We start from the raw sequence: 19,848 nt of genomic DNA, 5'->3' as shown, positions 1-19,848 counted from the left end.
AACAGGAATGAGATTGGCCCGTTTTTTACGTAATTTAAACTTATCTTGCCTGCTTGCGTCCCTGCTTGCACTTGCCGTAAATGGAGTTGCGGCTGCCAATGGCATGGCGCATTTTTCGATGGCACAACCCCAGGATACCGTTGCAATGGATACCACGGGGCCACTTCCGTTTCCGTTTAAAGATCAACCGGCATTCGGAACTCCGTCGCAGGATTCTACTCAGATATTTCTCAATAAACCCAGCAATATTAATTTCGAGATTGAGTACGACCCCGAAACAGGGCAGTACATTTTCTATGAGAAAATTGGTAATTTGAATTACCGCTTGCCGCAGGCCATGTCGCTGGACGATTATATCAATTACGATTTTGAAAAGTCGGTTAAGGATTACTGGCGGCAACGCAGCCGGATTCACGAAATGGATCAGCGCGGATCGCTTATTCCGCAGCTTACAATTGGTGGCGAGGCTTTTAACCGGGTGTTTGGCGGAAACGTGGTAAATATTCAGCCGCAGGGATATGTGGAAGTTAGCTTTGGTTACCAGGTAAATAAAACCGAAAACCCGGCCATCCCGGTGCGTTTGCAGCGGGTTCCGACTTTCGATTTCGACGAAAAAATCCAGATGAACGTGATGGGGCAGATCGGTACCAAAATGAACATGCGGGTAAACTACAATACCGAAGCCACGTTTGATTACGAAAACAAAATGAACCTGGAATATACTGGCGACGAAGATGAAATAATCAAGCGCATTGAGGCCGGAAATGTTTCGTTGCCGCTGAATGGATCTTTGATTACCGGAGCGTCGAACCTCTTCGGTGTAAAGGCCGAAATGCAGTTCGGAAAATTAACCCTCACAACACTGTTTTCTCAACACAAGGGCGAAACACAAACTGTTGAAACAGAAGGTGGAGCACAGGTTACTACTTACGAAATATCCGCTGCCGACTACGATGCCAACCGGCACTTCTTTTTGTCTCAGTATTTTAGAGAAAATTACGACAACTGGCTGAAAAACACCGCAGTGCCTACATCGCCAATCAGCATCAACAAAATTGAGATTTGGGTAACCAACAAATCGAATAACTTTGAAGAGTCGCGAAATATTATTGCCTTTCAGGATTTGGGAGAACACAACCCGCATATTTACAATAACCTGCCTCAGTTTCAGCAGTCCATGGGGCAACCTTATCCCGAAAATATTTTCCCCAACAATAAAGCGAACGGGCTGTACGACCAGATGACAACAACATACAGTGACATTCGAAGTACGCAAAACATTACTGCTGTTATGTCGCAGTTTGGTGAAGATTTTACCGGCGGTCAGGATTTCGAGAAGATTGAACAGGCACGAAAACTCTCTGCTTCGGAATATACCATAAACGAGCGCCTGGGTTACATTTCGCTGAACACTGCACTTAACTCAGATGAGATTCTGGCAGTCGCATTCAGTTATACGTCAAATGGAAAAGTGTTTCAGGTAGGTGAATTTTCAACCGACGGGATTGCTGCCCCTCAAACACTTATTCTGAAACTTTTGAAAGGCACCAATCTGTCTCCGGGTTTACCCACCTGGGATTTGATGATGAAAAATATTTACAATCTGGATGCTTACCAGCTTACCAGCGAAGATTTTTCTCTGAACGTGGTTTATCAGAACGATTCCACCGGAACCTACATTAATTATCTGCCAGAGGGGCGTTTGAACGGGCACATTCTGCTTGAGGTAATGAACCTCGATAAACTGAATAAACAGCTCGACCCATACAAAGACGGTGTTTTTGACTACATCGAAGGGATTACGGTAAATTCTAATCGTGGCCGGATTATTTTTCCGGTTTTGGAGCCGTTTGGCAAGCATCTGGCCGACTCGATCCGGGATCCGATGCTGGCTGAGAAATATACGTTTCAGTCGTTGTACGACTCTACGCAGGTTATTGCAGAACAGGATGCCGAGCACAATAAATTCAGGCTGGTAGGGAGTTACAAAGGGGCTTCCGGATCTGATATTTCAATTGGTTCGCTTAACCTGGCTCAGGGGTCGGTAAAAGTAACTGCCGGCGGCAGAGAGTTGACTGAAAACGTGGACTATACGGTGGATTACACGCTCGGACGCGTAAAAATTATCAACCAGGCATTGCTGGAGGCCGGTACACCAATTCAGGTGTCGACCGAAAGTGAAGACCTGTTTACCATGCAGCGGAAAACACTTTTGGGAACTCATGCCAATTATGCTTTCTCTGACAATTTTAATGTTGGCGCCACTGCTTTGTATATGCAGGAACGCCCGCTTACGCAGAAAGTTGACTACGGAGAAGATCCTATTTCCAACCTGATGATTGGGATGGATGCCCGCTACTCTACGCAAAGTATGCTGCTTACAAAAGCGGTGGATGCTTTGCCGTTTTACAGCACCAATACTCCTTCAACCATTGATGTGGAGGCCGAAGTAGCTAAATTAATTCCCGGCCATTCGAAGGTAATTGAAGATAGCGGAAACGCGTATATCGATGATTTTGAAGGAACCAAAACCAGTATCGACTTGAAAGCCCGTCAGACATGGAGCCTGGCCAGTACTCCCCAGTTGCAGAACAATCTGTTTCCGGAGGGAAATTTGACTAATCAGCTCGAATACGGGTTCAACCGCGCAAAACTCGCGTATTATATTATCGACCCGCTGTTTTTGAGAAACAACAGCCTTACTCCCGGGCACATCAAAAATGATCCGGATCAACAATCCAATCATTTTGTCCGCGAGGTTTTTGAAAAAGAAATTTTCCCCGCCAAGGAATCGCCGGTGGGGCAGCCGACCAATATTCCGGTTTTCGATTTAGCTTATTATCCCGAAGAACGTGGCCCGTATAACTATGATACGCACCCGTCTGCTTTTTCGGCCGGTGTTAACCCCGACGGAACTTTGGCCGCGCCTGAATCCAGATGGGGTGGAATTATGCGGCGTATAGAAACCAACGACTTTGAAACTTCCAACATCGAATTCATCGAGTTCTGGATGATGGACCCTTTTGTTTACGATACACTGAACCAGCACAACGGTGGGGATTTGTATTTCAACTTAGGTGAAATTTCTGAAGATATTCTGAAAGACGGCAGAAAATCATTTGAACAGGGATTGCCAACTTCAGCAGAGGTTGCAAATGTTGATACAACTGTGTGGGGGCGTGTTTCTACGTTACAATCGCTGGTTAATGCTTTTGTTAACGACGACGAAGCGCGCAGGTATCAGGACATCGGGCTCGACGGATTGTCTGACGATGACGAAATGCTTTTTTATGAAGATTACCTGAACCAACTGCGCGATTTGGTTTACGACGATGTGTTTGATCGATATTACAAAGACCCGTCTTCCGATAACTTTAATTATTACCGGAGTTCCGATTTCGACCGGGATGAGGTAAGTATTTTGGACAGGTATAAAAATTATAATGGGCCCGACGGGAACTCTCCCACAAGCGAAATGTCGGAAGAATCATACCCGACGGCAGCTTCCACTATTCCGGATGTAGAAGATATTAACAGCGACAATACCCTGAATGAACACGAACGGTATTACCAGTACAAAGTGAACATTCGCAAAGAAGACATGCAGTTGGGCGACAATTATATTACGGATATTAAGGAAAGCCGGGTACAATTGAAAAATGGGCAGATTGGCGAAGTGAAATGGTACCAGTTTAAAATTCCGGTTCGTAATCCCGACGATGTGTTTGGAAATATTCGTGATTTTAAATCCATTCGGTTTTTAAGAATGTATTTGCGCGGATTTGAAGATCCGGTGATTTTACGTTTTGCTACGCTTGACCTGGTGCGTGCCGACTGGCGCCGTTATACCAATCACATCGGAGAGTTGGATGCGGTTTCTCCCAATGCTACTTTCGATGTGTCGGCCGTAAACATTGAGGAAAACGGCAGCCGAGAGCCGGTAAACTATGTTCTTCCTCCGGGAATCAGTCGGGTGATTGATCCGGCTAACCCGCAAATGAGGCAGTTGAACGAACAGTCGATGGTATTGAAAGTAACAGATCTGGAACCGGGAGATGCCCGTGCTGCATACAAATCGTTGTACATGGATTTCAGAAGGTATAAAAGGCTTAAGCTGGAAGTTCACGCCGAAGAGATGGCCGACTATCCGCTGGATGATGACGAACTGCACTTTTTTATTCGCCTGGGATCTGACTACAATTACAACTACTACGAATACGAGGTTCCGTTAAAACTAACGCCCGCCGGCAGGTACAATGGCGAGATTGAAAACGACAGGTATATTGTTTGGCCCGATGAAAACAGGCTGGATATTCCGCTCGAAATTTTTACAGACCTGAAACTCGACCGGAATGCAGAAATGCGAATGTCCGGTTCAACTCTGGGGATTCAGGATATTTATGAAGATGTTCATCGCGGCTGGAACAAGGATAAAAACCGGATAAAAATTAAAGGTAGCCCGAACCTCGGCAATGTGCAGGTGGTAATGATGGGTATCCGCAATAAAAAAGGACAGCTGAATACCGGGCCAAAATCTGTGGAAGTTTGGTTGAATGAAATGCGCCTTTCCGATTTTGACGAAAGCGGCGGCTGGGCAGCAAATGCCCGTGCAACTGCCCGCCTGGCTGATTTGGGAAGCATTACCGTTGCCGGGCGCGCGCGCTCTGCCGGGTTTGGAAGCATTAACCAAAATGTGAACAGTCGTTCGCTGGATAATTTAAACGAAATTGACATTGCTACATCCCTTGACCTCGGGCGCTTTTTCCCGGAAAAAGCAGGGGTGAGGTTGCCAATGTATTACGGTTATTCGCGTAGCGTGAGCACTCCGAAATACAATCCGCTGGAACCGGATATCGAACTGGATAAATCGCTGGAAAGAGCAGAAACCCAGCAAATAAGGGATTCAATTAAACACATGTCGCAAGACCTGGTTACCCGAAAAAGCCTCAATTTTACCAATGTTCGGGTGGAACCGAAGCGGCAGCAAACCAAAACGCGGGTTTGGGATCCGGAAAACTTTTCGGTGTCCTACTCTTACAACGAGATTTTCAAAAGAAATATAAATACAGAATACAACCTCGATAAAACGTACCGGGGAATGTTTTCGTACAATTACAGCAGCCGGCCAAAGTTGGTTGAGCCGTTAAATAAAGTGAAGCTTTTGCAAAAAGGCCCTTTAAAACTAATTGGCGATTTTAATTTTTACCCGCTGCCAACACAGATTTCGTACCGCACAGATTTGTCGCGCCGTTACCACGAAATTCAGGCACGGAACATTACCAACCCGCAGTTTGTGCTTCCGGCAACTTACGAAAAAGACTTTTTGTGGAACCGCTACTTTGATTTGCGTTACGACCTTACGCGATCCATTAAGTTCGATTTTTCTTCCAGAGCCACTTCCCGCATCGATGAACCCGAGGGGCGAATCAACCGGGATATGGACGAATACGAAATGCTCAGAGATTCCATACTTACCAATTTGTGGAATCTGGGAAGGCCGACATTATACAATCACAACGTTAATGTTTCGTACACGTTACCCATCAACCGGATTAAGATGTTAAGTTTTATAACATCGACTGTTCGATACCAGGGAACTTTCGACTGGCAGGCCGGGCCAATCACCGCCGATACAATTCGCTTGGGAAACAGGGTGCAAAATTCACGGAACATTCAACTTACCGGTAATGTGAACCTGCAAAGCCTTTACAATAAAGTTCCCTATTTTCAGGAGCTGAATAAAAAGTTCAGGAGAACCGGAGGTAGCCGTTACAGCTTAAACCGCCAGGCCAGCAGCGGCCGGAGGCAGCAAGAGCAGGAGACGCCGGAGCGCAAAGTCGAAAAAACGTATAACGGGAGTATTAAAATTACTCCAAACAAACCGCAAACAATCAGTCATAAGTTGAATACCCGTAAAGTTCGGGTACTTGCTACCCGCGAAGATGGCGAACTGGTTAGGGGAAGAACAAATATTGTTGATGCCAACACCGTGGAATTTATTGCTGCGGCAGATAGCGGACAGGTGCAGGTAACCGTAAAAGGTGTGCCGGGCGACCAGTCACTTGCAAAAGATATTCTCGATTTAACAACTCGTATGTTGATTGGCGTACGTACAATTTCTGTTAATTACAGCATTAACGGAGGTACCGTTTTACCCGGTTACATGCCCGAGCCGCGCTTGTTTGGTGCCGGAGCATATTATCCGGAGAGCGACATGTTTGGAAGAGATATGGTTGGTAGCTTCGCTCCGGGATTTCCATTTTTGGCAGGGTGGCAGGATTATAATTTTGCCCGGCGTGCTGCTGAAAAAGGATGGATTACTACCGATTCAACGTTGAATTCTCCGTACGTATTTACCCGAAACGAAAGGTTCAATTTGCGAACAACAATAGAGCCTCTTCCCGATTTGCGTATCGATCTTACTGCTGATCGTTCCTTCTCAAAAAATGTAAGCGAGTTTTATAATTACGATCCTTCTTCGGGCGAGTTTAATGCCAACAGTTTTTCCGAAACAGGAAACTTCAGCATGTCAACTTTAACTTGGGGAACTGCATTTTTTGCCATGGGAAAAGGGAAAGTTCACCAGTCAGAAGCGTTCGAAAAATTTAAGGATTATCGCGAAATAATTGCCTGGCGTTTGGCCGGGCGACGTGAGCCGAACGGCGGAATTGGATACGATCCTAATGCGCCAAATGCAGAACATCCCGGATATCCGGATGGTTACGGACCGAATTCGGTAGAAGTAATGGTGCCGGCATTTTTGGCTGCATACCAGGGGAAAGATCCAAACTCTGTTTCGCTGGGGCTGTTCCCGTCAATTCGGTTTATTCGTCCTAACTGGAGAATTCAGTACGAAGGAATGGTCTCCAAAATTCCGGGGTTGAACCGTATTATGAAATCGTTGAATTTTACGCACGCATACCGTTCCAGCTATAATGTGGGTTCGTTTATTACCAATCTGAATTATCAGGAACAGTCCGACGGGTTTAGTTACGTTCGCGATATGGCAAATAACTTTATTACGCCGTACGATTTTAATGCGGTAAGCATTAGCGAAACCTTCAGCCCGCTGATTAATATGGATATTATGTGGCAAAACGATTTTACAACCAGGGGCGAAATAAAGCGCTCACGTAACCTTACTCTTTCGTTTGCCAATAATCAGCTTACCGAAGTGCTTAGCGATGAATACACGGTTGGTCTGGGATACCGTTTCACGCAGATGGATCTTATTATTAAAACCAAAAATTCGCAAAAGGCCTACTCCAACGATCTTAATCTGAGGGCAGACCTTTCGTACCGCAAGAATAAAACGGTTCTGCGGAAAATTGTGGAAAACGATGATCAGATTACTGCCGGGCAAAGTGCATTCACCATTAAAACAACGGCCGATTATATGCTTAGCGACCGTTTCCAGTTGCGTTTGTTTTTCGACAAGGTGCTGAACAATCCGTTTACCCAGCTTTCGTTTCCAACTTCGAATACCAATGTTGGCGTAAGTTTCCGGTTTACTTTGGCACAGTAAAAACTAAATCTTAATTTTGGGTTCATCTTTTTGAGTGAATCGCTATGGATTTTAGTTTACTGAATTTTGATACGCCGCTGGAGCTGCTCAACCAGGCAATGCAAAACAGTCTGGTCGGTAATCTCGGCATCGAAGTCACCAAAATTGAAAACGGTTTGGTGGAAGGTTTTCTTCAGCTTTCGGAAAAGAACAACCGCCCCGGAGGGATGTTGCACGGCGGAGCTAACCTTGCATTGGCAGAAACGCTTGCCGGGCTGGGCAGTATGTTAATCGTCGGGCTTCAGGAAAATGAAGTTCTGGGAACAAATGTATCAGGCAGTCATACCGGCGTGTTGAAACAGGGAAAAGCGCTGGCCGAGGCAAGAATTATCCATCAGGGAAACAAGACTCACATTTGGAATGTTGATGTAAGAAGTGAAGAAGGACGGCTGATTTCTACCGTTCGTGTTACAAACATGATTGTAAAAAGAAATGACTGAGTCGAAAGATTTTGCTTCGTTTATCGATAAACTGCTTTCCAAAAATTGCCCGTTTGCACTGTGGGCGGTTCCCGGGAGTAACATACCAGAAATTCTTATTTCCTGTAACGAAGAGCTGGTTTATCCTGCTCAATTCAATAAACTGAACGGGCAGGAAGGCTTTATTTTTGCTCCCTATCATATTGAAGAAAATACCCCGCTGGTTCTTTTAAAACCCGGCATTTATAAAAAAGGGGTAGAAGATATTATGGGAATCGGGTTGGGGCAGATTCAGAATGAAGAAAAATATGAAGAGCCGGGCGAGCATTCTTTTGTTATTTCGCAGCCCGAATACCTGACAGATATTGCAGAAACAATTGCCGAAATAAAACGCACAAAACTGGCTAAAGTAATTGTGTCGCGGCTGATTCCGTTTCAACGCCAGCAAGAGTCGCTTGGCGAGGTTTTTTTACAGCTTCACCGGCAAACACCCAAGGCATTTGTTTACCTCGTAAATTTGCCCAAAGCGGGGTTGTGGATGGGAGCTACTCCCGAAATTCTGTTAAAGTCTGAAGGGAAGACACTGGAAACCGTTTCGCTTGCAGGCACGCAGTCGCGCCGCAACGACGGGGATTACATGTGGCACACCAAAGAAATAGAAGAGCAGGCGTTTGTTTCGCGGTATTTGCTCGACGTCTTTTATAAGTTCAATATTCATCCCTATTACACCCAGGGCCCGGAAACACTGGAAAGCGGAAAAGTGGCTCATTTGTCCACAAGCTTTCGTTTTGCCGCAAAAAAACTGGCGTTTAATCTGGGCGATTTTATTGCCGAGTTGCATCCTACTCCGGCGGTTTGCGGTTACCCGAAATCGAAAGCTGCAAAGTTTATTTCGCAGGTCGAAAAGCACAACCGGCGTTACTACACAGGTTATCTTGGCCCGTGGCGATTGAACGGTAATGTAGGATTATTTGTAAATTTGCGTTGTATGGAAATTTTGCCGCAACAGTATGTTTTGTATTCCGGTGGCGGAATTACTGCCCGCTCCGTACCGGAGGACGAGTGGGAAGAAACCAATAAAAAAGCCACCACATTACTGTCGGCCATTGAAGCAGTGCAAAACCGATGATTTCAACAAAAAAACATATTCGGCAACTGGCTGCCATTCTGCATGCCAAAGCCATCGAAAATATTGTTATTTCGCCGGGTTCACGAAGTGGCCCGCTGGTACATACTTTTGCCGGAAGCGGAAAGTTTAATTGCAGAAGTATTGTTGATGAGCGCAGTGCCGGCTATTTTGCATTGGGGCTGGCGCAGGCAACGCAAAAACCGGTAGTTTTGGTTTGCAGCTCAGGAACGGCCACGCTTAATTTTGCGCCTGCCGTAGCCGAAGCGTTTTATCAAAACATTCCGCTGGTTGTGTTAACTGCCGACCGGCCGGATTACTGGATCAACCAGGGTGAAAACCAAACTCTTCGGCAAAACAACATTTACCGCGATTTTTGTAAAAAAGAAGTTGTATTGCCAATGGGCGAGTCGGAAAAGGAACTTTGGTTTGCCGGGCGCCTGATTAATGAAACGCTGAACAGTGCCGTTTGGGGAGCTCCGGGGCCGGTGCATATTAATATTCCGCTGGAAGAGCCGTTGCACGATTTGTTGGAAGAAGAGCTTACTGCCGTAAAAATTATTGGTGTACCCAAAACAAAAGCTGTTTTACCTGAAAGCGAATGGGAAACGTTGGCTGCTACTTTTAACCGGTCTGAAAAAGTTTTGATTTTGTGCGGACAACAAAACCCAAATCAACAACTTGAGAGTACTCTGGCTGCCTTCGTCGAAAAATCGGGCGCAGTGGTTTTAAAAGAACATCTGGGGAACCTGAACCATCCGCAGTTTGTGGAAAATATTGATTTGCAGATAACTTCGCTGTTGCCTGAAGCTTCTGAAAAATACCGGCCAGACTTACTTATTACGCTGGGAGGGACGTTTGTTTCCAAGCCACTCAAACAGTTTTTGCGGTTAAATAAACCTGCTAACCACTGGCACCTGACCTTGGCCGGGCAGCACTACGATACTTACCAGTCGCTCACACAGGTAATTGAAATGGAGCCAGCGGAGTTTTTTCGCGGGTTGTCAGAAAAGATAAATTCAAACAGTAACGATTTTTCAAACGTTTGGAAAGAGAAAGAACAGCAAATTATTGAAATCCGGGATTCGTTTATTTCGCAGGCTGAGTTCAGCGATTTAACGGTAATTAACCGGGTATTAAAGGCAGTCCCGGAGAATTCTGTAGTACATTTGGGAAACAGCTCGCCGGTGCGTTACGCGCTGGTTTGTGCCGGGGCACAAAATGCGGAATATTTCGGAAACCGCGGCACCAGTGGAATAGACGGGTCTCTTTCAACCGCGGCAGGGTTTGCTTCTGCCTCGGAGAAACTGAATACGGTAATATTGGGTGACCTTTCTTTTTTTTATGACTCCAATGCTTTGTGGAACAACTACATTGGGCAGAACCTGCGCGTAGTTGTTGTCCACAACGGAGGAGGAAATATTTTCGGAATGATAAAAGGCCCGGGCGATTCGCCGGCATTCAATCCCTTCTTTTTTGCTGAAAATAGAGCGAGTGCAGCCGGCATTGCACAGACCTTTGGGCTGGATTATTTTAGGGCAGAAAACGAGTCGGAATTAACAGAAAAACTACAGGAATTTTATTCGCCGGATCAGAAAAAGGCGGCTGTTCTGGAAGTTTTTACGGACGCCGGCACAAGCGTAAAAACGTTTCGAGACCTATTTAAATTGGTAAAAAAATAAAACAGAATATATTATGGGAACAACACGCAAATGGGAAACCATTAAAACATACGAAGACATTTTTTTCGATTATTTCGACGGGATTGGAAAAATTACCATTAACCGCGAACGATACAGAAATGCGTTCAGGCCAACTACTGTAAATGAAATGAGCGATGCTTTTCGGATTTGTCGCGAGGATCAGCGCATTAATGTGGTGGTTTTAACCGGTGCAGGCGACAAGGCATTTTGCTCGGGCGGCGACCAAACCGTAAAGGGAAAAGGCGGCTACATCGATAAAGACGGTATTCCGCGGTTGAATATTCTCGAAGTGCAGCGTCAAATCCGCAGCCTGCCAAAACCTGTAATTGCAATGGTAAATGGTTACGCCATTGGCGGAGGACATGTGTTGCATGTGGTTTGCGACATTAGCATTGCCAGCGAAAACGCTATTTTCGGGCAAACCGGCCCCAAAGTCGGCAGTTTCGATGCCGGGCTCGGCTCTTCATATCTGGCAAGTATTATCGGCCAGAAAAAGGCACGCGAAATTTGGTTCATGTGCCGCCAGTACTCAGCGGCCGAAGCGCTGGAAATGGGATTGGTGAACAAAGTTGTTCCGTTCGATCAGTTGGAAGACGAAGTAGTTGCATGGGCACAAAAAATGCAGGAACACAGTCCGCTGGCACTGCGTATGCTGAAGCTGGGATTGAATGCAGAACTCGATGGGCAGGTTGGCCTTCAGGAGTTTGCAGGGAATGCAACACTGCTTTATTACCTCACCGAAGAGGCGCAGGAAGGGAAGAACGCCTTCCTGGAAAAAAGGAAACCGGATTTTAAAAAGTATCCCAAGTTCCCGTAAATCATTTTTTTGTATTGTTCGCAAAAGAGTAAGGAGACCAGATAGAATTATGGCAACAACAAAGTCGTGGATAGATGCAGCCCGCCCGCGAACGCTTCCTTTGGCGCTTTCCGGCATTCTTATGGGGTGCGGTTTGGCGTGGTTTTACGGTGCAATTCAGGCATCGGTAAGTGCGCTGGCGGTTGTTACGGCTACGCTTATCCAGATTTTTTCCAACTTCGCCAACGACTATGGCGACAGCCAAAAGGGAACGGATAATCAGTTTCGACTGGGGCCTGTCCGGACTGTTCAAAGCGGAGAAATCAGTAAAAAGGAGATGGAAACCGGCATGAAGATAGTCGGAGCATTGAGTTTTGTGTCCGGACTATTACTGGTTTATTTTGGAACCCGACACTCCTCACCGGTTGCGTTCTTTGTTTTTGTGGGGTTGGGAATTCTTTCACTAATTGCAGCTTATTTTTATACTGCCGGGAAAAAACCGTACGGCTACATCGGCCTGGGCGATTTGTTTGTTTTCCTGTTTTTTGGGCTGCTCCCGGTTGCCGGTGTTTTTTACCTGAATACAGGAACACTTCCGGGTTCTGTGTTTTGGCTTGCTGTAACCATCGGGCTTTTTAGTACCGGAGTTCTTAACCTGAACAACATGCGCGACATTGCCAACGACCGGAACTCCGGAAAGATTACCATTCCCGTAAGAATTGGTGCAACGGGGAGTCGGTTGTATCATGCAGCAATGTTGCTGCTTGGTTGGGTTTTTGCGGTTGTTTTCACAATTCAGAATTTTCAATCACCCTGGCAATTTTTGTTCCTGCTCACCTTCCCGTTTTTTATGCGGGATTTATGGCAAATTTTCCACATTCAAAACGAAAAAGAACTCGATCCGTTTCTTAAACGGCTTGCGCTCTCTACGCTTGCATTTACTTTACTTTTCTGTTTGGGATTAATAATTTCAGTGGCGTGAAAGCGTATTTCAAAAAATATGAATTGCAGTTTAAACGTCCGGCAAGAACGTCGCGGGGTGAATATAAAGCCCGCAAAGTCTGGTATCTTTTTTTGACAGACAACAATCAAACAGGCGTAGGCGAATGTGCTCCGTTGCCCGATCTGAGCTACGAAACCCCGGAGCAGGTGGAGCAGCTATTAACGGAGGTTTGCGCAGACCCGGTTCGTTTTATTCAGAATCCGGGGCTGACAACGAATGTTTCTTCCGTCCGGTTTGCGTTGGAAACAGCCTGGCTCGATCTGCAGAACGGAGGGAAGCAACTGCTTTTCCCTTCTGAATTTACTGACGGAAAGGCGGGAATTCCCATCAACGGACTGATTTGGATGGGGAGCACTGATTTTATTCTGCAGCAGCTGCACGAAAAACTGGAGGCTGGTTTCCGCTGCATCAAACTGAAAATTGGCAGCAATGACTTTGACAGGGAAGTGGAAATTTTGAATTCCATCAGGGAGAGATTTGACGAAGATCAGATTGTGTTGCGGGTGGATGCAAACGGAGCTTTTCAATTGCATGAAGCGCAGGAAAAGCTGGCAAGGCTTGCTGCGTTAAAAATCCATTCCATTGAACAGCCGATTGCCGCCGGGCAGTGGAGCAAAATGGGTGAGATTTGCAGAAAATCGCCTGTCCCGGTTGCCCTCGATGAAGAGTTGATTGGGGTTTGCGCCGCGTCCGAAAAAGAAAAGCTGTTAGATACCATCCATCCACAGTTTCTTGTTTTAAAACCCAGTCTGCATGGAGGATTTTTCGGGTGTGTAGAATGGATTGAACTGGCGGAAAAACGCAATATCCGGTGGTGGATTACATCTTACCTGGAGTCGAACATCGGCCTGAATGCCATTGCGCAGTGGACATTTCACAAAAACGCACAAGGTTACCAGGGGCTGGGCACCGGAAGCCTGTTTACCAATAATATTTCTTCTCCGCTGGAAATAGAAGGAGAGGAGTTGTGGATGGTGCTGGGCAAAAAGTTTGAGTTCCCGGAGAATTTTTTTGCGAAATGAATCTGTTTCCGTCACATATCATTTTAAACGGGAACTCGGTTGCAGTTTCAGAATTTGTTGAAAAAGAGCAGCAAACGGAGTCGGAGAGACAACTGGCGGTTTTTTTGAAAACCTGGTACGCCCCCGAAGATTTTGTTGAAGTAAAAACATCGGGAAGTACCGGGATACCAAAAGTAATCAGGCTAAAAAAAGAGTTTGTGGCAGCGAGTGCACAGCGAACCATCCGCTTTTTTCATTTAAAAGAGGGCCACAGAATTTTGCATTGCCTGCCGCTAAAGTATATTGCCGGAAAATTAATGGTAGTTCGTGCTTTGCTGGGGAACCTCGATTTATGTATGGTGGAACCGACAACGGATTTTGCTTTTCTTCAAAACAATAAGTTTCGTTTTGCGGCCATGGTTCCCAATCAGGTAAGTAAAATTTTGAATACAGAGCCAGGGGAGAACAGTTGGATCAGGAATATTGAACAGCTTTTGATTGGCGGTTCTTCTGTTCCCCAACAGGTGGAAAAGCAGCTCCAAAATGTTTCTGCTGCTTGCTATTCCAGTTATGCAATGACTGAGACTGCTACCCACATCGCTTTGCGAAAAATAAACGGGCCGGATGCCGACTCGTTTTACCACTGCCTGAACGACATTAACGTTCAAATTTCTGCGAAAGAATGCCTTCGTATAAGCATGCCGGGGCTTTCTACGCAGTACATTGAAACCACCGATTTGGCTGAGGTGAAGGACGAAAAAACGTTTCGGATATTGGGACGCAGCGACAATGTAATTATTTCGGGAGGCATCAAATTCTCACCTGAAGAACTGGAGAAAAAACTGGAGCCATTTATTAAACAGCCGTTTTTAGTCTCTTCCAAACCGCACAATTCGCTCGGACAGCAATTGGTTCTGGTTATTGAAGGAACGGAAGATAAAACACTTGTTGAACAACTGATGTGTATTTGCAGGCAAGAGTTGGAAAAGTACGAGCAGCCGCGCCAAATAGTTTTTATTGCAGAGATCCCCCGTACACCAACCGGGAAAATCAGCAGAAAAGAGATACTGTTTTAGCAGATAGTGCAACCGATTTTTAACCAGCAAAAAAAACGTATTTGTTGAATGTTGATAGAAGCTGCGCACGCTGGCAAGTTTGAAAATTCCCGGTTGGTATCGTTTAAATGTAACGGTGGGTGCGGCTGTAAACCATAGAAATCAAATATTTGCATTTGACGTATTTCTGAATTAACTTTGTACGTAATCGTAAAGTGCAGATATTATGGAGACAAAATTGACATTAAGATTAAATGACAATGTTATTGCCAGGGCAAAAGTTTATGCTCGAAGTCATAATGTAAGTCTATCCAAAATGATTGAAGCATATCTTGATAGCATAACATCGCAAAAGGAGCAGGTGAAAGATAATTCTATCACTCCTTTGGTTGAAAGTATAAGCGGAGTAATTGATTTGCCTGCTGATTTTGATTACAAAAAAGAATATGGTGATTATCTGGCAGAAAAATACAAATGAAGCGAGCAGATAAAATGGTTATACAAAAGTTTGCGGATAATGGTTTGAAGTCTATAGGGGATAGTGAAAAATAAACAGTTTTACTCTGGTGAAAAAGATTTTTATAGATACAAACATTGTGATTGATTTGTTGTCGGGAAGAGACCCCTTTTACAAAGAAGCAGCAGAGCTTTTTTCGTTAGCAGACAAAAAACAAATAGAGTTGTTTGTATCATCATTAACTATTGCCAATACAAGCTATATTTTACTAAAGCAAATGAGTTCTACCGCCGCGAAGTCCGTTTTAAGAAAACTTCGGCTGATTGTGAAAGTATTGCCTTTAGATGACAGAGTTATTGGACTGGCGCTGAATGACGAAACATTTACCGATTTTGAAGATGGACTCCAATATTTTACGGCGTTGGAGAACGACAGTGAGCTGATAATTACACGTAATCTTAAAGATTTTAAAAAATCAAGGTTGCCCAAAATGACTGCTAAACAGTTTTTAGAAATGATTGGTTCAAAGTAGTTAAATACACTTCTGCAAAAAGAACCTTCGAAATCAATAGCGCAATCCGAAGAAATAGATGTTATTTTTTTGCAACAGATAAGACAGAGACACCAGATTTGTAGGTAATGAAACACCCCAAAATTCTATATCTAACTCTGAAAAAGGAGTTTTTTGACCAAATAAAAAGAGGTGACAAAACATCAGAATTCAGAGAGTATAAAAAGTATTGGGTTCAGAGATTAATGGATGCTGATGGGCGTTTAATAAAATACGACTTTGTTGTATTTCGAAATGGGTACCACAAAAGTGCCCAGAAAATGACAGTCGAATTCAAAGGAATTAAAATAACTAGAAATAGGACTGACTGGTTTAGGCATAAAAAATATTTTGAGATTGAACTAGGGAAAATTACTCAATAGAGTTTAGTTTGCTTTGTCGAAAAAGAAGAGCATAGAATCATGCAGCCGGTTTTGCTGTTTACAACAAAGGGCTGAGCTTTTTTACCCATCCCGAAAGCAAATAATTTGTATCGATATAACCGGGGCCTACCATAATAAATCCACCGTCGGAAGTACAAATTATGCGTGCTGCCTGGTCGTTAACAAATTTGAATTGGAACACCTTTTCGGTTAGCATTTTCCCGCTTTTGTCGATGAGCAATAGCCATGGGCCAATCTTTCCTGAAAATGATGTTTCGCATTTTCCGGCTGCCATAATGTTGGCATTTGGCAAAACAGCCAATGCTGTTCCTTTTTCTGAACCTTCGCGGTTGTAGTTTTGCGTCCATACTACTTCTCCGGAAGCGCTTAATTTGGTCAGTAAATAGTCATAATCCCAAATTTGTTCTGCCGTCGGTGCATCGGGGTTGTAGCACAATCCTGCCCAGCCTCCAACAAGTATTGTATTGTCGGGGGAACAGCACAGACATTGGGGCGTGAGTGTTCTTGCGTTTTGAGGAACGGTAGTTTCCCACATTGTTTTCCCGGTTGAATCCATCCGGATAATATGTACCGTCGGATTTCCTTCCTGGGGTTGAACCTGGCAGGAGATTCCCAATGTTCCATCCGGAAGTGTGCGAACGGAATACCCGGCAGATGGGGTGTCGCCTTCAAAATTGAACTCGTCGATTTTATTTCCTTCGTCATCCATCTTCTGAAGTGAGACCGTGTTTTTCCCGTCGTCTTTTGCAAAAGTGTTAAGCCACCAAATGTTGCCCGAATTATCAACAGCAACATCAGTTTGCAGAATGCCGGAAAATTGTTCCGCTTTTACCGACCACATTTTCACCAAAGTCGAATCAACAGCTAAAATGCATGCTTTGGGTTTTGCCTGGGGCATCTCGTTTAAAAAGGCCACCAGGTAACCTTTCCCTTCGTTGTAAATTATACGAATGGGAACATCGTTTCCTGGATTTTTGTACAACAGAGATTTGAGGGTGTCGCCCTTTTGATTGCATTTAACAATCCAAATATCGAAACTCCGGTCGTCAGGTTTTTCAATTGCTCCCAGAAGAATAAAATCCCCTCCGGGAAGTTCAGCAACATCAGAAAAATAGTTGGAAGAGTTTATTTTGAATTGCTTTTCCCAGCTTACTTCAGGAATCTGCGAGAATCCTTTCGACGCCACGAAAAAAAAGGGCATACAACAAATGGTTAGCCAAAGGCAGTTAGTTATTTTTTGCATAGCCGTTTTTCCTTGTTTGTTTAAACGACATCTTTAATTACGATAAACTGAAAGGAAGGTTATAGAAAAAAGTTGGGCGAACTGTTTTGTTTTTGAATTTTTTTTTCTTCTTTTGATTTCGATAAAAAATAGAATGATAAAAAATATAAATACAATATGGCTGCCGTGGTGGGGTCTTCTTGCTTAAAGTGAGGAGTTTATGGCCATATTGGTATTTTTGAGAGATATTAAAAATAGGCCTGCTCCTCCAAAGGGGCAGGTTTTTTTATTAAAAATGATAGAACAATAAGCACGAAAAGAGTGTTGGGATAAAATAAAATTAACGTTGAAATGAAGAATTTTCAAAATACAAATTGGTGGTGGCAGAGCAACTTTTTACAAATCCGTGAAGAGGTGTAATGCCATTGTCGCAATTAAAAAAACGGCTCATCGATTCACGGTGAGCCGTTTTTTTGTTTAATAGAATTAGAAAAATAGAATAAATCAAAAATAGTAAAATGGAAAAGTTGAAGTTTAAACCAGTTGTTCAGAAGATTTTGGCTGACACAGTAACGCCGGTAAGTATTTACCTGCGATTGCGAACGCTTTACCCCAAAGCTATTTTGCTGGAAAGTTCCGATTACCACGGGCACGAAAACGCCTGGTCGTTTGTGTGTTTTAATCCGGTGGCTTGTTTTACGGTAACCAATGGCGAGGTTGCTAAAGAGCTTCCCGGAAAAGAAAAGGAGAACTTCCTCCTTTCGGAAACTAGAACGTTGGATGCCGAACTGGATGCGTTTTTTAAGTTGTTTGATGTGGAGTCAGAAGAAGTCGAACTCCCGGCAAACGGCCTGTTTGGCTACATTAATTACGATGCCGTTCAGCATTTCGAGAGTATTAGTTTTACGGCAGAAGCAAAAGAAGATTACCAGATTCCGGAAGTGAAATACTGTTTTTACAAGTACGTTGTGGCCATCGATCACCACAAAAACCAGATTCACATGGTAGAAAATCTGCTGGAAGGCGAAACTTCTCAGATTGACTACATTCATCATCTGCTTGTTAACCTGAATTTTTCAACCGATAAATTTCAGGCAAAGGGAAATGAAACCTCCAACATTACAGATGAAGAGTACATGCAGATGGTTACTAAAGGAAAGCAGCACTGTTACCGGGGCGATGTTTTTCAGATTGTACTCAGTCGCCAGTTTTCGCAACAGTTCGAAGGCGACGATTTTAACGTTTACCGTGCGCTGCGCTCCATCAATCCTTCGCCGTATCTTTTCTATTTCGATTACGGCACCTACAAAATTTTCGGCTCCAGTCCTGAAGCTGAGTTGAGGGTAAAAAACAACAAAGCATACATTCATCCCATTGCCGGCACATTTAAACGAACCGGTAACGACGACAACGACCGCGAATTGGCTGAGATGCTTAGTAAAGACCCGAAAGAAAATGCTGAACATGTGATGCTTGTTGACCTGGCTAGAAACGATTTGAGCCGGAATGCAAAGCATGTGGTTGTGGAAACTTACCGTGAAGTGCAGTTCTATTCGCACGTTATTCATCTTGTTTCTCAGGTTTCCGGAGAAATTAACAACGACACCAACCTGATAAAAGTTTTGGGAGAAACTTTTCCTGCAGGAACGCTCTCCGGCGCGCCCAAGTATAAAGCAATGCAGCTCATCGACAGGTATGAAAACCAAAACCGTGGTTACTATGGAGGCTGCATCGGGTATCTTGGTTTCGATCGCACAGTGAACCATGCCATTATGATTCGCTCGTTTCTGAGTAAAAACAACCGGTTGTTTTACCAGGCAGGCGCCGGCATTGTTGCCGACTCCAAAGAGGAGAACGAGCTGCAGGAAGTGAACAACAAAATGGCTGCGCTAAAAAAGGCAATTGAAATGGCGAAAGAGATTAATTAAAAATGAAAGCAATGAAAATACTGGTTATTGATAATTACGATTCATTTACTTACAACCTGGTACATGCCATAAAAAAGGTTTCCGGGTTGCCGGTAGATGTTTTCAGAAACGATGAAATTGCCCTGGAAGAAATTGAAAAGTACGATAAAATTGTACTTTCTCCGGGGCCGGGTTTGCCCGAAGAGGCCGGACTTCTTCTGGATATTATAAAAGAATATGCACCGAAAAAAAGCATGCTGGGAGTTTGTCTGGGACACCAGGCCATTGGCGAAGCTTTTGGCGGATCTTTGCACAACATGAATCGTGTAATCCACGGCATGGCTACTCCGGTGAAACTTACGGAAAACCGGTCTGTGCTTTTTTGCGGATTGCCCGAAACCTTTGATGTGGGACGTTACCACTCATGGATTGTAGAAAAGGACAATCTTCCAGCATGCTTTGAAGTGACCAGCGTTGATGAAGACGGAATGATTATGTCGATGAAGCATAAAGAGTTTGATGTGGAAAGCGTGCAGTTTCATCCCGAATCGGTGCTGACTCCGCTGGGAGAGAAAATGATTGAAAACTGGCTGGGGTTGAAAGATGTCGTATCTCAGGGACCGGAATAAAAACAATTAATT

14 protein-coding genes are annotated in these 19,848 nt (G+C 44.4%); 13 read left to right on the top strand and 1 reads right to left on the bottom strand.

Annotation, left to right across the window (positions count from 1 at the left end):
• Positions 1–13 precede the first annotated feature (13 nt).
• The 11 genes from sov to BUB08_RS14060 all read left to right on the top strand — a co-directional run bounded on the left by sov (position 14) and on the right by BUB08_RS14060 (position 16,057).
• The gene (gene sov / locus BUB08_RS14110) at positions 14–7,525 is read left to right on the top strand and encodes a T9SS outer membrane translocon Sov/SprA (protein ID WP_245820207.1); all 7,512 of its coding nucleotides are present in this window, start codon (positions 14–16) and stop codon (positions 7,523–7,525) included.
• Between the two features lie 44 nt (positions 7,526–7,569).
• On the top strand, positions 7,570–8,004 hold the full coding sequence (locus BUB08_RS14105) for a PaaI family thioesterase (RefSeq protein WP_073002521.1): 435 nt from the start codon (positions 7,570–7,572) through the stop codon (positions 8,002–8,004).
• Positions 7,997–9,112, top strand: coding sequence for an isochorismate synthase (locus tag BUB08_RS14100; protein ID WP_073002520.1), 1,116 nt, complete (start codon positions 7,997–7,999; stop codon positions 9,110–9,112). Before BUB08_RS14105 ends, BUB08_RS14100 begins: the two co-directional genes overlap by 8 nt.
• Positions 9,109–10,791 carry a 2-succinyl-5-enolpyruvyl-6-hydroxy-3-cyclohexene-1-carboxylic-acid synthase gene (gene menD / locus BUB08_RS14095; RefSeq protein WP_073002519.1) on the top strand — a complete coding sequence of 561 codons (1,683 nt, stop codon included), beginning with the start codon at positions 9,109–9,111 and terminating at the stop codon, positions 10,789–10,791. The genes BUB08_RS14100 and menD overlap by 4 nt, the downstream gene beginning before the upstream one ends.
• A gap of 13 nt (positions 10,792–10,804) precedes the next feature.
• Positions 10,805–11,629: a 1,4-dihydroxy-2-naphthoyl-CoA synthase gene (menB, locus tag BUB08_RS14090; protein ID WP_073002518.1), complete on the top strand. Its 825-nt coding sequence runs from the start codon at positions 10,805–10,807 to the stop codon at positions 11,627–11,629.
• 49 nt (positions 11,630–11,678) lie between these two features.
• Positions 11,679–12,590 carry a 1,4-dihydroxy-2-naphthoate polyprenyltransferase gene (locus BUB08_RS14085; RefSeq protein ID WP_073002517.1) on the top strand — a complete coding sequence of 304 codons (912 nt, stop codon included), beginning with the start codon at positions 11,679–11,681 and terminating at the stop codon, positions 12,588–12,590.
• A complete protein-coding gene (locus BUB08_RS14080) occupies positions 12,587–13,633 on the top strand; it encodes an o-succinylbenzoate synthase (protein ID WP_073002516.1) in 1,047 nt (348 codons plus the stop codon). Before BUB08_RS14085 ends, BUB08_RS14080 begins: the two co-directional genes overlap by 4 nt.
• Positions 13,630–14,688, top strand: a complete 1,059-nt coding sequence (locus BUB08_RS14075; RefSeq protein WP_073002515.1) for an AMP-binding protein — start codon at positions 13,630–13,632, stop codon at positions 14,686–14,688. The genes BUB08_RS14080 and BUB08_RS14075 overlap by 4 nt, the downstream gene beginning before the upstream one ends.
• A gap of 205 nt (positions 14,689–14,893) precedes the next feature.
• Positions 14,894–15,145, top strand: coding sequence for a DUF6364 family protein (locus tag BUB08_RS14070; RefSeq protein WP_073002514.1), 252 nt, complete (start codon positions 14,894–14,896; stop codon positions 15,143–15,145).
• A gap of 88 nt (positions 15,146–15,233) precedes the next feature.
• Positions 15,234–15,656, top strand: a complete 423-nt coding sequence (locus tag BUB08_RS14065; RefSeq protein WP_073002513.1) for a type II toxin-antitoxin system VapC family toxin — start codon at positions 15,234–15,236, stop codon at positions 15,654–15,656.
• A gap of 107 nt (positions 15,657–15,763) precedes the next feature.
• Positions 15,764–16,057: a hypothetical protein gene (locus tag BUB08_RS14060; protein ID WP_073002512.1), complete on the top strand. Its 294-nt coding sequence runs from the start codon at positions 15,764–15,766 to the stop codon at positions 16,055–16,057.
• 58 nt (positions 16,058–16,115) lie between these two features.
• Here the strand turns inward: BUB08_RS14060 and BUB08_RS14055 are convergent, their stop codons facing one another.
• Positions 16,116–17,279, bottom strand: a complete 1,164-nt coding sequence (locus tag BUB08_RS14055; protein ID WP_073002511.1) for a PQQ-binding-like beta-propeller repeat protein — start codon at positions 17,277–17,279, stop codon at positions 16,116–16,118.
• Between the two features lie 539 nt (positions 17,280–17,818).
• On the opposite strand from BUB08_RS14055, the gene BUB08_RS14050 reads away from it, so the two are divergent.
• Both BUB08_RS14050 and BUB08_RS14045 read left to right on the top strand, forming a co-directional pair.
• Positions 17,819–19,228 carry an anthranilate synthase component I family protein gene (locus tag BUB08_RS14050; RefSeq protein ID WP_073002510.1) on the top strand — a complete coding sequence of 470 codons (1,410 nt, stop codon included), beginning with the start codon at positions 17,819–17,821 and terminating at the stop codon, positions 19,226–19,228.
• A gap of 11 nt (positions 19,229–19,239) precedes the next feature.
• Positions 19,240–19,836: an anthranilate synthase component II gene (locus BUB08_RS14045; RefSeq protein WP_073002629.1), complete on the top strand. Its 597-nt coding sequence runs from the start codon at positions 19,240–19,242 to the stop codon at positions 19,834–19,836.
• Positions 19,837–19,848 lie beyond the last annotated feature (12 nt).

The sequence above is a fragment of the Mariniphaga anaerophila genome (assembly GCF_900129025.1).
GTDB classification, from domain to species: Bacteria; Bacteroidota; Bacteroidia; order Bacteroidales; family Prolixibacteraceae; genus Mariniphaga; species Mariniphaga anaerophila.
This window is presented reverse-complemented; position numbering and strand designations above follow the sequence as displayed.